This window comes from Streptococcus danieliae (assembly GCF_009767945.1).
GTDB classification, from domain to species: Bacteria; Bacillota; Bacilli; order Lactobacillales; family Streptococcaceae; genus Streptococcus; species Streptococcus danieliae.
In genome coordinates this window covers 1-14,470 of record NZ_WSRS01000047.1, presented here as the reverse complement: position 1 = coordinate 14,470, position 14,470 = coordinate 1, and the positions used below count along the sequence as shown (strand labels likewise).

Annotated in this window: 17 protein-coding genes and 3 pseudogenes; 15 read left to right on the top strand and 5 right to left on the bottom strand. The window is 43.2% G+C overall.

The window, feature by feature from the left end; translation table 11 throughout:
* Window positions 1-318: 318 nt before the first annotated feature.
* The 3 genes and pseudogenes from E5983_RS05940 to E5983_RS09865 form a co-directional block, all read right to left on the bottom strand.
* Window positions 319-1,362, bottom strand: a pseudogene (locus tag E5983_RS05940) (tyrosine-type recombinase/integrase); the annotation flags it as partial.
* Window positions 1,363-1,538: 176 nt separating this feature from the next.
* Entirely contained in the window at window positions 1,539-2,369 is an 831-nt protein-coding gene (locus tag E5983_RS05935; protein ID WP_160332970.1) for a KilA-N domain-containing protein, read from the bottom strand.
* 426 nt (window positions 2,370-2,795) lie between these two features.
* Window positions 2,796-3,368: a helix-turn-helix domain-containing protein gene (locus tag E5983_RS09865; protein ID WP_237397590.1), complete on the bottom strand. Its 573-nt coding sequence runs from the start codon at window positions 3,366-3,368 to the stop codon at window positions 2,796-2,798.
* A 154-nt stretch (window positions 3,369-3,522) separates the two neighbouring features.
* On the opposite strand from E5983_RS09865, the gene E5983_RS05925 reads away from it, so the two are divergent.
* The 14 genes and pseudogenes from E5983_RS05925 to E5983_RS05860 all read left to right on the top strand — a co-directional run bounded on the left by E5983_RS05925 (window position 3,523) and on the right by E5983_RS05860 (window position 10,777).
* The gene (locus E5983_RS05925) at window positions 3,523-3,708 is read left to right on the top strand and encodes a hypothetical protein (RefSeq protein ID WP_160332969.1); all 186 of its coding nucleotides are present in this window, start codon (window positions 3,523-3,525) and stop codon (window positions 3,706-3,708) included.
* A gap of 11 nt (window positions 3,709-3,719) precedes the next feature.
* Window positions 3,720-4,341, top strand: a pseudogene (locus E5983_RS05920) (Rha family transcriptional regulator).
* A 158-nt stretch (window positions 4,342-4,499) separates the two neighbouring features.
* On the top strand, window positions 4,500-4,802 hold the full coding sequence (locus E5983_RS05915; protein WP_160332968.1) for a hypothetical protein: 303 nt from the start codon (window positions 4,500-4,502) through the stop codon (window positions 4,800-4,802).
* Between the two features lie 7 nt (window positions 4,803-4,809).
* Window positions 4,810-4,992 carry a hypothetical protein gene (locus E5983_RS05910; RefSeq protein ID WP_160332967.1) on the top strand — a complete coding sequence of 61 codons (183 nt, stop codon included), beginning with the start codon at window positions 4,810-4,812 and terminating at the stop codon, window positions 4,990-4,992.
* Between the two features lie 30 nt (window positions 4,993-5,022).
* A complete protein-coding gene (locus E5983_RS05905; protein ID WP_160332966.1) occupies window positions 5,023-5,379 on the top strand; it encodes an HTH domain-containing protein in 357 nt (118 codons plus the stop codon).
* A complete protein-coding gene (locus E5983_RS05900; protein WP_160332965.1) occupies window positions 5,360-5,632 on the top strand; it encodes a hypothetical protein in 273 nt (90 codons plus the stop codon). Before E5983_RS05905 ends, E5983_RS05900 begins: the two co-directional genes overlap by 20 nt.
* Window positions 5,633-5,640: 8 nt before the next feature.
* Entirely contained in the window at window positions 5,641-6,501 is an 861-nt protein-coding gene (locus tag E5983_RS05895) for a phage replisome organizer N-terminal domain-containing protein (protein ID WP_160332964.1), read from the top strand.
* A gap of 18 nt (window positions 6,502-6,519) precedes the next feature.
* Window positions 6,520-6,681 (top strand): hypothetical protein, encoded by a 162-nt coding sequence (locus E5983_RS10125; protein ID WP_160332963.1) that lies wholly within the window; start codon window positions 6,520-6,522, stop codon window positions 6,679-6,681.
* A gap of 15 nt (window positions 6,682-6,696) precedes the next feature.
* Complete coding sequence (locus tag E5983_RS05885) at window positions 6,697-7,425, top strand: ATP-binding protein (RefSeq protein ID WP_160332962.1); 729 nt, start codon at window positions 6,697-6,699, stop codon at window positions 7,423-7,425.
* A 68-nt stretch (window positions 7,426-7,493) separates the two neighbouring features.
* Window positions 7,494-7,742, top strand: a pseudogene (locus E5983_RS05880) (hypothetical protein); the annotation flags it as partial.
* A gap of 498 nt (window positions 7,743-8,240) precedes the next feature.
* Window positions 8,241-8,702, top strand: a complete 462-nt coding sequence (locus E5983_RS05875; RefSeq protein ID WP_160332960.1) for a DUF1492 domain-containing protein — start codon at window positions 8,241-8,243, stop codon at window positions 8,700-8,702.
* A 1,249-nt stretch (window positions 8,703-9,951) separates the two neighbouring features.
* Complete coding sequence (locus tag E5983_RS05870) at window positions 9,952-10,248, top strand: DUF4298 domain-containing protein (RefSeq protein ID WP_160332959.1); 297 nt, start codon at window positions 9,952-9,954, stop codon at window positions 10,246-10,248.
* Between the two features lie 73 nt (window positions 10,249-10,321).
* The gene (locus E5983_RS05865) at window positions 10,322-10,612 is read left to right on the top strand and encodes a hypothetical protein (RefSeq protein WP_160332958.1); all 291 of its coding nucleotides are present in this window, start codon (window positions 10,322-10,324) and stop codon (window positions 10,610-10,612) included.
* Between the two features lie 9 nt (window positions 10,613-10,621).
* A complete protein-coding gene (locus tag E5983_RS05860) occupies window positions 10,622-10,777 on the top strand; it encodes a hypothetical protein (RefSeq protein ID WP_160332957.1) in 156 nt (51 codons plus the stop codon).
* Between the two features lie 193 nt (window positions 10,778-10,970).
* Here E5983_RS05860 and E5983_RS05855 read toward each other — a convergent pair whose 3' ends face one another.
* Complete coding sequence (locus E5983_RS05855) at window positions 10,971-11,519, bottom strand: TetR-like C-terminal domain-containing protein (RefSeq protein WP_160332956.1); 549 nt, start codon at window positions 11,517-11,519, stop codon at window positions 10,971-10,973.
* A gap of 88 nt (window positions 11,520-11,607) precedes the next feature.
* On the opposite strand from E5983_RS05855, the gene E5983_RS05850 reads away from it, so the two are divergent.
* Window positions 11,608-14,025 (top strand): YhgE/Pip domain-containing protein, encoded by a 2,418-nt coding sequence (locus E5983_RS05850; protein ID WP_160332955.1) that lies wholly within the window; start codon window positions 11,608-11,610, stop codon window positions 14,023-14,025.
* A gap of 238 nt (window positions 14,026-14,263) precedes the next feature.
* Here the strand turns inward: E5983_RS05850 and E5983_RS05845 are convergent.
* Window positions 14,264-14,470: transposase (locus tag E5983_RS05845; RefSeq protein ID WP_237397589.1), on the bottom strand; the 207-nt coding region annotated here is incomplete at its 5' end.

The following is a 14,470-nucleotide window of genomic DNA, read 5'->3' as shown; positions in this document are numbered from 1 at the left end:
TAGTTGATTTCCCAATTGTGACAGTTTTTCTAGAAGTCGTTCATCGTCGGAAAATAATAGCATGATAGTACCTCGTTCATCTTAGTAGTTCTATTATCTCATAAAATTTAGGGAGTGAAAATAAAGAAAAGCAGGTATTTCTACTGTAGTGGAACCATCAGCAGTTAAAAACAACTGCTAGATGGCGGAGATTTTGAGACCTTGGCTCAAAATTTAGTGATGAGACTCCGAAGGAGACTGCTCACGTCCGCACTACCAAATAGGAATACCTACTTATTTGAAATAAGGCGACAATAAGTATGAGTTTTTAGAGGTGCCCTTGTAAGGAATTCCCGAGTTAAGCAGTAAGCTGGCGTGAGTATGCCGGAATCCGTGAAATCCAATGTTATTGACCTTTGAACGCTTAAAATGAGTTGTAAGTCTTGTCTGTAAGGTTCGATTATTTGGGTATTCATGGATGAAATCTGAAAAGACCACAGTTTCAGTCCGGCCTAGTTTCCAAGCCTCTTGAGTTTGTTCTCGCTTGTAGCCTCTTAGCATGGTTACCGTTTCCCTGTCTATCGGTATGTCACGATAGCTTGATGGTGATTTAGGGTTATTGACTTCTTGTCTATAATTTAATGTCTTAGTGATATGTACCACGGCATTATCTAGGTCAATATCTGACCAGTGGAGAGCTAAGGCCTCATTGATACGACAACCAGTAGCCAATAAGAACTTGTAGAGAGTGACCTCGTAGCGATAGCGGTATCTACTAGAGTCAAGGGTATCTAAGTAATCTAGGAATTTTTTCAATTCCTGATTATCAAAGTGCTTTATCTTCTTCCGTTTTGTCTTTGCGATGTTTCGGGGCATGATCACTTCCCTAGCTGGATTGTAAGGGAGTGCTTGCATAGTAACACCATACTGAAGTATACGCTTGTTTAAAGCGTGGATTTTGTCATAGTGGAGATACGCCCCAGCTACCCCACTATTAGCCCTATTAGCTAAATCATTGACGATTGATTGAATGAGTGGGGTTGTTAGTTTATCCAGCTTATAGCCCCCGAATAGAGGAATGACGTGAACCCTAAGAACTCTTTCAACTCCGAGTTTTGTATTAGTCTTGACTGTATGCTGATAGCTTTCCCACCAAAGATCAGCCAGCTCCTTGTAAGTGGTAATACTGGCAGATTTGACTCTAGTTCCCCCATCTTGTTGAAAACCGACAATGGCCTCCCTTGCTTTTACTTTGACCTCTTTCTTGGTTCTGGCCGTGATTGTGGTTTTTACCTTCTTTCCTGTCACCTTGTCAGTTCCAAGGTAGATGTTAGCCCTGTAGACGGTTGATCCGTCCTTTTTTGTAATCTCTTTAATATTCATGATAAACCTCTTTCTAAAATCATCAGCAGGCAAGCTATAAGGGTTTAGGTCATGAATGGAGCGCACGCGCCCAGATTAGATTTTGTCAGAGTATTTGGAAAGGTTGAGTCCGTAGAACGCGAAAAAGTCCGCAAAAGTCCGCACTGGTAGACTACTGGCTTTTCTTTTCTCTTGGTTTATTTCTCGCTTAATTTTTTGAGATTATCAAGAGCTTTTTGGTTATTTTTGTACAGCACTTCTAGTTGCTCCTTGGCAATTCTATTCAATTCGGTTAGTCGGTTGCTTTGGGATAGTCCTTGTTTTATCATCTCGGCATTAAGATTTTGTAGATTATTGAGCACTATCAATTGCTCGATGGTAGCATTATCACGTTGATTTCCCTCTTTTTCAGGATAGGCTTTTTTGAATTCTTTAGCAGTCATACCAAAGAGGGCAACGTTTACTAAGTCCGCCTCGTTTGAATAAGCGTAGGCTATTTGCGCGGGTTTGAGAATTGGAACTAGATGTTCTTTTATGGCGTCCGTCTGTATTGTGTAATTGAGTTTAGCGATATAGCGATTGGCTTGCCATTCTAGCTGATTTTTGTAGGCTTCTTCTTGTTTTAGACGTTGGTAGTCTTGAATGATATATAATTTAAATTCCGGAGAGATCCAAGAGGCAAACTCCAGGGCAATGTCAGAATGGGCGTAAGTACCACCATATCGCCCTGCTTTTGAGGTGATACCGATGGCGTTTGTTTCTGAAATCCAACGTTGAGGGGTGAGGACAAATGCGTTAGTACCTGAAGCATTTCTAACCGTATCGAATTCGAGGCGGTTAAAATTCGGATTATTAATAGTTTCCCAAGTTCCTAAAAATTCAATAGTGTTTCGGTTTCTCATCCAGTTCTGGATAATAAAGCGTGGATTTTCGGGGTCTAGATATTTAGCAATATCCGTCAAGCTGATGTAGTCGGTATCATTGGCTAGTAGTGTTATTTCTTTACCGTTTGCATTGATTTTGACCATGTTTTGTCCTTTCTAAAAGTTATGTGTCGTTAAGATTGTTCACCAAGGGTGAGGTAAGGGTTAGGTATCGTGAGTTCTTCCCTCTTGGTTCGTTTTGGAAATTCTCGCGGTTTCCTCGCTGTTCGATTACCCCAGGTCAGGCTATTTTGATATAATCGCAGTGGTATTGTATTTTGTCGGTCATCGAATGGGTGGCCGGGCTGGCCGTTCCTTGAATGGCCGGCTTTTTTGTTTTTCTAGAACCAAAATAAGGCAACTCGTAGCGCGTGGATCGAACTCCGAGCGAACGCCGAGAATAGCACAGTTTAGATAAAAAAGACTAAGAAAAACTAAGGTCTCCCAGTTACTTCGAGTAGCTGGGCTTTTTTGCTTTCCAAATTTGGAATACACTAGCTATTGAATTGAACTGCTGGGTGAGTGGGGTGGTTAGATGGTATGGTCAGTTGAATCAGATTGCGAGATTTTGGAATCAGTTAATTCACACAGTAGAGCAAGAACGGCTTTTTTTTCAGTTGGTTCCAATAGAACCACACGGCTTACTATTTGTTGAATATCCGAGGGAGTTAAAGAAAAAGAGATATAAAAGTTTTTTAGCCACTCAAACAAAGGATATGATGAGTTCAATTCTTCTCTTTCCCCGTTTTCGTTTACAACATAATACCGTTTGTTGAAATCTGAATTATTTACACCACTCTCAAGGTACTCCCTTGCTTTTTTGCTGGTATGTTTAATGAAATCGTCAATACCTGCTTGGACAATATCTTCGTCAGAAATAGAAACAAGATCGGGCGTTTTGATTTGTTGGCTATCTTGAGAGAATCCCAATAAATAGCCAACGCTAACTTCGAAATAGTCAGCAAGCGTTTGAGCCTTATCAGGTTTGATTTGGCTTTCACCGTTTTCTATTTTTTGGTATCCCCTACGACTCATTTTTAAAATATCCGCAATATCTTGCTGGGTATTTTTTTGCTTTTTTCTTAACTCTTTTAATCTATTCATAGTTTATTACCTCAGAGTGATTATATCATAAAAGCACAATAAGCGCACTTTTCTTTCGTTTTTTGAAATTTATGTATTGACAGCTAACAGAAAGTTAGCTAAAATACATACAAAACGCTAACAGTAAGTTAGCTTTTAGAAAGGAGTGAATAGATTGCTTATTACCTCAAATCAATCGAAAGCAATTCGCCGTAAGCAAGCGGACCTACAATTGACAGCTAAACAGACTAGCCAAGCTATAGGAATTTCTGAAGTTACTTACAGGAAAATCCGAAGCGGTCAAGAAGTAAGACCGACTGTTTATCGAAAAGCCATGGAATGGCTAGCAAAAGACTACTAGGAGAGCCGAGCATGAACCTAGTCTATTTAGACGGCCGAAAAGAGCCGTACACAACAAGCGAGATAATCGCCGAGTATGCAGAGGTGCAACACCACACTATCACGCGCCTGATTAGAGAGCATAAGGAGGATTTTGAGGTCTTGGGAATACTTGGATTTGAAATCCATAAATTAGACACTCGAGGGCAACCTAAAAAGACCTATGTTCTGAATGAACAACAGGCTACTTTGCTTATAACGTATCTTAAAAATACCGAATCAGTCAGAGAGTTCAAAAAGAACCTAGTCCGTGCTTTCTTTGAAATGCGGGACGAACTGGCCAAGCGTAGAGTCCAACGTGCTTTGGAAGCACCGAAGAGGAAAGAGTTAGTCCACGTTATTAAAGGCTGGGAGAACGCCCCTAAGCATGCTTACAGTACAGTCACAAACCTGCTACTGAAAGGAGTATGCGGACGGAATGCCAAGCAACTGAAAGCAGAAAGAGGGGGGGCAGACAGGGATTGATACCCTGACCGCTGGGGAACTGGAACTTTATCAGACTTTAGAAGATATGGCCATCGCCTTGATTAGCCTGAACATGGAATACATGGAAATCAGGTACATGGTGGAAAGAGCCAGTAAAAGACCAGCATAGGCGCGTGATCGCTTAGAACATAAGAAAAAGGCTTAACCGAACCACCAGACAAGCCTTGAAGTCGAACCAACCAAAACACACCATCAGCAGGCAAGCTATGAGGGGTTTAGGTTAATCATGAATATTTTAATTATAACACAGAAACAAGGAGATAAAACATGGCTAAAGCACAAAACATGAACGAAGAAAAAATCGTATTGACACTAAATGAACTTGAAAATTTTGGCTGGGAACTTTTTGATATTAAGAACCAGTTGGAAACCAACATTGTCACCTTAGACGCTTTAGAACATATCGCAAGAACAGCTCCGGAGAGAATACAGCTTCATTTCTTAAAATACTTTGACCATGCACACGAGCAACAACAACGCTTAGTCAAGCGATTGGATCAAATAGGGCTGTATCTGGTAGAGAGTGGGAGCGAACACGAAATACAAGCCATGAGAAGAGCGAAAGGATAAATCTAGCATGAACGAACTATACCTATCAACCCACGGCCAGCTTGTAACCTTGCTTGTCTTGCTCCTCCTTCTTGTCTTGACTGTCTTTCACCGAAAGACAAGAGAACAGGCGGGGGAGCAGGAAGCACGCGCCACAGAGCAAGAAACAGGCTTAGAATTAAACCCAGACTATGGTCGTATATCTGGCTAGCCGGTCGCTATTATAACTAGGAGGCAGAACATGACAGATTTAGAAGTAAGATTGCTTAGACTTATCCCAGTAGGAAGTGAACGGCCTATCAATGGCAAAGAGATTGCTAAGCTCCTTGGAATTGGTGAGAGAACTGTACGGGATATTATTAGCCGTCTGATTGTTCGGTATGGTGTCCCGATTGTGGCAAACCGTGGAATCAATAGCGGGCATTATATCCCGGCCAACGATAGCGAGCGTTTAGAAGGTATCCGGGAACTTAACTCTCAGTACCAAGCGGAAGGGAAGAGATTAGGGACGCTGATTAGCGCAGATTTGAAGCAACACGAAAAAATTTTAGCCGAGCTTGAAAGAAAGGAGCAGGATCATGAATCTATTGAGCCATGAGATCGAAATAGCTTTGAAGATGGAGATTTTAACCCTAGTAAAGAACTATTTGGAATCCTATGAGAGAAAAAGAAATCGCAAGACGGGGCTTATTTCTCAAAAAGAATTAATCGAGGAGCTTGAGATCAGTTATCAAACTTTGACAAGGTGGGAAAAAGCTGGCTTGAAACGCTACCAACCACCACTTGAGGATACCCGAACAGTATTCTACAGAGAGTCCGATATATTGATGTTTTTAGGAATTGAGAGGTAAGTAAAAGCATGGCAAAAGGAAAAGTGTACTTTTGGTTAAAGATTGAGAAAAATTTTTTTAGCAACCTAGCTATTAAAAGATTGAGAAAAATAGATGACGGGGACGCTATGGTCGTTTTATATATCCGTATGCTGTTAGAAAGTACGGAAGATGAGGGCGTTATTTACTTTGAGGGGCTTCTAAATGATCTTCAGGAGGAGGTTGCGGAGTCTCTTGATGCTGACGTTGAGTTAGTAAGAAAAACCTTTACATATTTTGAAAATGCCAAACTGATCCAGATTGATAAAGGTAAGAGCGCAGGGTTTGCCCAGTTTGAAGAATTGGTAGGGAATGAGACGGAAGAAGCGAGAAGAAAACGGCGTCAACGTGCTCGTTTGAAGAGTGAGGAAGCAGAGACAAATGAGGAAAAACGGGACAATGTCCCGAACTTGTCCGAAAGTGTCCCCCAAATGTCCGAACCTGTCCCAAAATGTCCCCGTAGTAAGAGTAAGAATAAGAGTAAGAGTCAGAGTCAGAATATAGCAACAACCGCAACCGCTGATCCGACAGAAAGAGAGGTCAAAGATATTTTAGACTACTACCAAAATAGAATTGGCATGCTTGATGGCTATCAGCACCAGAAGTTAATAGAGTTCCTGACGATTGACAAAATGGAATCGGAGTTGCTTAAGCGAGCGATTGATAAATCGGCCAACAACTCAAAACGTAATTTTGGATATGTGAATGCTATTCTTAGGAATTGGGCTCAGAATGGTATTAAGACTATTGTTCAGCAGGACGAGGAGGAACGCACCTACAATGCAAGCAAGAATAAAGGGCAGGGTGTCGCGGAATCCAACAGCATTTTTCCGGATGATATTAATTTTTAGAATCGAAAGGAGGAAAGCGTGGACAGAATACGCGAAGGAATACAGCGGGGAGTGGTTGACAATGTTGCTGTTTCTGAACAGGTTTGTGAGAAACACGGAACAGCTATGATCAAATTGAAAAAGCCCCAACAAGTCAGAGGTGAAGAGAGTCCCCGAGATATTGACCATTTTTGCATTTAGTGTGTTCAAGAGGAGATGGAAATACAGGAGCGTCAGATACTTGAAAAGCATTTAAACGCAGACGTGTACGTCAAGACTTACAATGTTTTAGAGCGTGATAGTATCATACCTAAAGAATTATCAGAAGCTAGTTTCGGAAATTTTCAAACTCGGACGGATCAAGAAAGAGCCTTGAAGGAGTTTGCTGAGAATCAAGCTCGGAAGTATCTGAAGGGCATGGAAGGCAACACGCTGATAACAGGCGGTACGGGAATCGGTAAAAGCCATTTGAGCTTGGCGATGGCCAAAGCGATTAACGACGGATACAAGGAGCAGGGTAAGCCAGTGAGCGTCTTATTTGTATCACTAACCGATATTATCGCAAGAGTTCAAGATGGGTGGAATTATGGCAAAGGAGGGGCAAGTCTTGCAATGCAGGAAGCCGTTGAGATGTTGGTAAGTCCTGATTATTTAGTTTTAGATGATCTAGGGGCAAAGAATGCAGTTATAAAGCCAAAGTCAGATTGGGAGCAAGATTTCTTGTTCAGTATCCTGGATAAGCGAACCAATACCATAATCAATACAAATCTTACCGGAGCGGAATTGCAAACCGTCTATAATCAACGGAACTACAGCCGAATCTTGAAGGGGCTTGAAGGGAACACTTTCAAAGCGGAAGGGATAGCAGATAAGCGCTATAGAATAGCAAGGATGAAGGATGAGCTGAAAAAATCTCAAAGTAAGAGCGGATTGTCCGGATCATGATTTTAGCCCCATAGTTACAACTACAGGGCTAAAAAGTACAAACTTATAATCTAAAGGAGACAAATAACATGAAACTAAAAACATTTTCAGACAAAGCAAAAACATACACTTTCACTTATGACTTCCCAGACTTTGAGACGGCTAGGGTCGCAAATAATGCACTATTTGGCTATATGATTGGGACTTATGAACAGTCCGTAATAAATACAACGTTTGAAGGTAACGGGCGTATGGTTGTAGAATATGTGGAAGATAGGAATATAAACAGGGTTTTCAAACGTATTTGTGATGGTTTCAAGGATTATTGTAATCAGCCCGAGGAATAAACAGGCGATTAGCCCAAGATAACCATCATTGATTGAACACTGACCGCAATTATTGCCAAAATGGCAGTAATGACTACAAAGCCTACCCTGCTAGCCATCGCCGATCAATAATAATGGCAGGGTGGGGATTTATCAAAAAGTATAAGAAACAAGCAGGGTGAAAAACGGATGTATAGTAAATGACCTGATAAGGCGCGTGGGAAATCCATGCGTCTATTTTGTTCAGGAATACTAAGGTTTTACAAAGGTACAGGGAGTTATTAAAGATTGAGGATAGTTGAACTTTGAGGAAGTGAGGGGTGAGGTAAGGGTGAGGTGTCGAGGTTTGTAAAACTGATAAGGTTCAGATAAGGTATAAGGAGTAGTTGGCGATAGAATCAACAGAGACGAACGAGAGCGTGCCAATTTGAAGCGTTAGCATTTAGGTGGTATGATTATCCCATAGAACACTAGAACGCCACACAGGACGAATAAGGGGGATTGTAGAAGGTGGATAAAGAACTAAAGAAATTGACTATCAAAAAGCTAAAAGAGTTACGCCGTTGGTTGATGGTGGTCGGCCTAACCTTGAATGACCTTAGAATCAGTGAAGCGTTTAAGGTTGAACTGATAGCATTTGAATCCGAACAGTTGGAGCGATTGAAAGGGTTTAGGAAGCAAGCACCAGAGGAAATCAATGAAATTATACAGGCGATTAACAAACTCCCACACAAACGCCACAGGGCAACGCTTATCATGGCTTATCTTGAATTGAATCGCCAACCAATTCCCCAGCAATTGAAACGGTTGAATATCAGTGAAACAAATTACTATCTTTACAAAAATCAAGCGCTAGAAGATTTTAGTGAAGTTTACCGCAGTGGTTGGCTGATAGAATACAGGCAACGGCAGAGGGTCACGGATTGGCTTGAGATTGCAACGTATGGGCAGACATGGCAGGCAAAGGCTTAGGGCTTGCTGACGGCCATTCTGACAGCCAGACGGTCGCAGTAGAACGCAGTAGGTAACAGGTTGAAGCTAGAAGGAAGCTAGAGAATACCCCCACCCTGAAAAAAATTGAGTTTAATTTTTGTTTTGCCACCGGTGGTGGGGTTGATTATGGAAATATTTGCATTTCTCGCGTACGACCCCCTCCCCATTGTTTTCTTGTCATTGCTGACTTCTGACTGATTTGGAGACTCCTTTTTGGTGCATTTTGAGCTGTTTTTTAAAAGAACACCGCCCAGAATAGCGAAAATTTCAACGAGAATGCCCCTATTTTGAATCCTAGCACCATCGGTGGTTTTTTATACCATGAATTTGTAAAAGCTCCCACAGGCGAAAATAAAAGGCATAGAATTGATTTAGATTTTGTTGTGGTTATCAACTGTTAGTTGACTGTTTCCGTTTTGGAAAATGTCAGGTTCTGAAGCACGCGCACCGGATTAGTGATATAATAGGGCTATCACTCACAAGAGTGAAATTTAAAAATAGAAATTGGTATAATTGTAGTAGCAGTAGCTGGTCATCAAAAGGGTGGCTGGTCATTCTTTGGAATGGCCGGCTTTTTTGTGGCCTGGAAACAGTCTTTTTAGTTTCATTTTTTATCTGAAACCTTATTAAATCAATGATTTGAGGGTAGCCCGAACGCTGACAACGGTAAGGTTTTGGTAAGGTACTGGGAATTATTAGAGGCTGAAAGAACCCCAAGGTTACCACAAGGCACAGGGAGTTGGTACTATTGAAGGAGTATAAGGTTAGTATAAGGTATAGGGAGTTATTGAAGCAGGCCGAACGGTGAAAACTGACAAGGTTCAGACAAGGTACAGGGCTTCTTTCCCGTTAGCAGACAAACAAAAAAAAGCGAAGTCGTTTGACCTCGCCAGCTTGCCTGCTGAACTCGTAAAAATGTGAAAATTTGTTCCCCCTCGCTGGTGGTGCATGGGACTGTTTGAGTGTAGGAGTGGTGTAAAAATATTGATTTGATAGGGTTTGGTGATGTGTTTGGGTGCGCGTGATAGATGGGGCGAAGCTTTACAACAAAATGCTTTAAGATCAGACTTTATATTGCAGAAAGCCTACAACAGTGGGCTTTTTGCTTTGTCTTAAAATCCTAGCCAGCAAGCAAAACCCTCTATCCTGGGATTCTGTTTGCTCTATGGTAGTATAAGAATAATCGGTGAGGGAGCTGCTTTTGTGCAGTTCCTAGAAGGGAGTTTAGATGACTGCACAACAGGAAAATCAGGTACAGATTATGGAAACAGCTCTGGAACGTTTTCAGCCTCGGCTTGAGGCACTCCAGGAGGCTGTACAAGCCTTCCAGGAGCATCATGAGGATTACCAAGCTCTACGAGACTTTTATGGGAGTGAGGCTTGGTTGAAGCTCCATGATAATGCTGGTCCCGGGGAAGCTTGTGGGGTGCTCAGTCAAGATCGGCTCTATGACCTGATCGAAGACCACAATCGCCTGCTGGGTGATTTATTGGAGCTGGTTTCAGTTATGTATTCTCACAGTTAGTCTTTCTTTTTTTTCCTACTTTCGAATTAAAAGATGAGGGCCCCAAATAAGAAGGAAAGTGAGGAAGAAACGGATGAATACGATTCCCCTAACAGAAGCAGCTGAAATCCAAGGAGGTAGCCAAACCTGGTGTCCAGGTAAGGTCCTAGTTCCAGGTTTTCCCTATCCCTATCCAAGTGGTCCTTTAGGACCCGTTCCAACTTGCCCTGAAAGTGAGCTCATTGATGTGGCTGATCTCCAGCTAATCACAGGGGGTGCCGGTTATGTGAGTGAGGCTGGCAGTGCCATTGGTAAAACCTGGGCCATGATTTACAAAACTGGCCGTGACTTTGGTCGCAGCTTGGTTAACGCCTTGATTCCCTAGGAGGTGGCCATGAAGCAAGAACTCAAACCAAACGACTTGCAAGCGTTGCAAGGCGGTGTTGTCAATCCTTTCGTGGTTGGCGCAGCCCTCATTACAGTTCCCTTTGTTTTCGGGGCGATTGCTGGAGCTGCAGATGAGTACTCACGGAAACACGGACACTCGTAAAGTTGGAAGTTGTTAGTGATGGGCAAAGAAAATTAAAAATTGATGAGGAGACCTGTTGAATATTATCAGTAGAGGTGAGCAAAGCTCGCAGTCATTGAAATTCATCGAGACAGGTAGACAGAGAATCGTTTTGATTTTCAAAGAGTGTGAAAAAGAACCGGTAGCTGGGATGGCTACTGGTTCTTTATGATTATTAAGCTTCAATGCCGCTGAATTTCAGCATTTTCATGAGGAAGCGGGCCATGGCTTGAGGGCTTTCCTTTTTGCCTTGGGCAATCCAGAGTTGGTAGACGCCCAGGAAGGCATTGGAGAGGTAGATAGCTGCGTATTTCTTTTCCTTATCTTGGAAGAGCTCGTGGCTGTAGCGACCTTGCCAGCCATTTTCCAAGAGGATATGCAGGCGTTTCCGGATGAATTGTTGAATTTCTTGGGTGCCATTTTCAGATAGGAGGGCAGCCAGGAGCGGTTCCCGTTTGAGAAATTCAAAAATTTCTGTAATGGTGGCTTCTAGATGTCCATCGTGTTTGTCAAAAATATAATCCAGGGTATGGAAAATTCGGTCCTGATAATGGTCAATCATATCAAATTTGTCTTTATAGTGGGTGTAAAAGCTGGACCGGCTAATCTCGGCTTTCTGGGTCAGTTTGACCGTTGTAATTTGGTCAAAGGACTGGTCTGAAAGAAGCTTTACCATGGCGTTTTCTAGGCATTTTTTAGTCTTTTGTCTTTTATTACTTTTCATTGATTTCCCTCCTTGCATTTAAAATTTGAAGTGGTATAATTTATTTTATCAAAAATAGACACTGTGTGCAAAAAATGGAGGGTGATAGATGTTTAAAGAGTGGAAAGCCATTTTTAAACGACCTAAATTCATTGTGGTGATGTTGGGAGTCTCCTTGATTCCCTTCCTGTATAATGTTATTTTTTTGAGTTCGATGTGGGATCCCTACGGAAAACTGTCGGACTTGCCGGTTGCAGTTGTGAACAAGGACCAGTCAACGGTTTTGAATGGGAAAACCTTAGCCATCGGAGACCAGATGGTTGCCAATATGGAGAAGGGCAAGGCTCTTGATTTTCATGTGGTCAATCAAGCAACAGCTGATCGCGGCTTGGAAAAGGGAGATTACTATATGGTGGTTGAGCTACCAGAGGATCTTTCGCAAAAAGCAGCTTCGATTATGACCAGCGATCCTCAACAAATGAAAATCCGGTACAAAACTTCGAGTGGACACGGATTTGTAGCTGGGAAGATGAGTGATTCAGCTATGAATGTGCTTAAAGAATCCGTTCAAAAAAATATTATAAACAACTACACCTCAACCTTGTTTAGCAGTATGAAAGAGCTGCAGACTGGAATGGGGACAGCTAGTGCTGGCAGCAGCCAGTTGGCAGATGGTGGCAAACAGCTTCAGTCTGGTTCAGACCAGCTAACCAATGGCTTGCAACGCTTGGCTAGCTCAACCTTGCTGTTTTCAGATGGGGCCAAACAGTTGGAAACAGGTCTTGGGCAGTACACGGCTGGCGTTGGTCAACTAGCTGGTGGTGTTGGCCAGCTAGCAACGGGTGTGAACCAGTATACAGGTGGGGTAGCCCAGTTGTCAGCGGGAGCAGATCAACTGGATGCAGCTTCGGGGCAATTGCAGGCTGGTGTGAAAGCCTTGCAAGAAGCTGTGCGTGGTGGCGATTTGACAGCTCTGGTAGACGGTTCTAATCAAGTAGCTGCGGGAATGGAGCAACTAGCCGATCAGTTGGCTGGTATTAGCATTTCATCCGAACAAGCTGCGTCGATCAATCAAGCCCTTGCCCTTTTGACCAATCTTCAAAGTCAATTAGGACAAGGGCAGGATCCAACGGCTGGAATCAAGGCAGGTTTGAGTCAATTAGAGGCGGATTTATCAGCTTTAATGGCTGGTGCCGGAGCTTCGACTGAGGCTAGTGCGGTTGCTTCAGTAGCAGCGACAGCTGCCTTCCAAAAATTGGATCCGGCTGAGCAGTCGGAAATTTTAGCAGCCTTACCGGCAGATTCAGCAGGTTCGGCTACGGACATAGGCCAATTGCAGGCACTACTCGGGGGTGTGCAGTCCCTCTCAGCGGCGCTTGATCAAAATGGGGCTAGCTTGGGGCAGGAATTAGCGCCTCTGGTCAACCAAGCCTTGGCAGATTTACAAACGCTCCAAAATGGAATTGGTCAGTTTGGACAAGTACAGGCTGCCACTCAAGCGCTAGCTCAAGGCTCTGCTACAGTAGCTTCTGGCTTAGGCCAGCTCCAAAATCAACTGCAAACAGGAGCTGAGGACTTGGCAGGCGGTGTCTCTGCTTATACAGCGGGAGTTTCAGAATTGGCTCAGGGAGCTCGAACCTTGAATGAAAATTCTGGTCAACTACAATCCGGGGTTGCCCAATTGCAAGCGGGAGCCAACCAGTTGGATGCCAATTCTGGTGCCTTGCTTGACGGAGCTTCACAATTGGCTTCTGGTGCGAGCCAACTCCAAGACGGTTCCCAAACCCTAGCTCAGGGTGGTGCTCAGCTTGGAACTGGAATGACCTCATTGGTGGATGGTTTGATCAGCCTTCAAACAGGCTTGGATAAGGCCAACCAGCAATTACAAAAAGCCAATGTTGAGGAGGACAATGCCAATACCTTATCTAGTCCGATTACGCTTGAAAAAACCGAGCAGGACCAAGTTCAGGTTAACGGAGTTGGAATGGCTCCTTACATGGTTTCAGTAGCCCTCTTTGTGGCAGCGATTGCCACTAATACGATTTTCCAAACACTTCCGTCAGGCAGACAGCCATCGACTCGTTGGTCTTGGTTGAAGGCGCGTTTGGAAGTAAATGGCATCATTGCCTTGGCAGCAGGTCTCTTGGTTTATGCTGGGATTCATCTGATTGGTCTGACAGCCAATCATGAACTGGCTACGCTTGGAGTGATTCTCTTGGCTAGTATGACCTTTATGGCCTTGGTGACAACGCTGGTAACCTTGGACAATAAGGTTGGAGCCTTCCTGGCTTTAATCCTCTTGCTCTTGCAACTGGGAGCTAGTGCCGGAACCTATCCAATCCAACTGTCCAATGCCTTCTTTGAGGCGATTCATCCCTGGTTGCCGATGTCTTACTCGGTATCCGCCTTGCGAGAGACCATTTCGATGACGAGTCAAATTGGCAGCCAAGTCGCCTTTCTCAGTGTGACCTTGGTGCTTTCCATTTTGGCTGGTTATCTGATTTACCAACCCAAGAAGGGAGTGTGACAGAACTAAATTTGGAAAAATTTAGTTGATTCACTTTCTTAATTTAAGGCTCATGCTAAGAAGACCCACTGGATCTTACCTTGCTTTCCAATTTCTTGGCTCAGGTTGCTTAGGTCGGGTTCGGAGTCCTCTCAGCGAGTCAGGAATTGACTCGCTGAGCCTATGATATGGACGAACATGGAATGTTCGCTATCAAGCGAACGCTTGGAGTTTACTTCGCAAACAAGATTTGGTATAGTCATTTGACTTTTAAACAGTATGACACGGCATCTGTTATAGATTTTCCCTCTCTGAGATACTCTGCCACCTCTTTCTTTAAATTAGCCCAGCTTTTCTCAATGGGATTTAACTCTGGAGAATAGGGTGGTAAAGGTAGAAAAATATGTCCGTTACTTATTGACAACTGGTCTAACATCTTTTTAGGGTGAAAGCTAGCATTATCCAT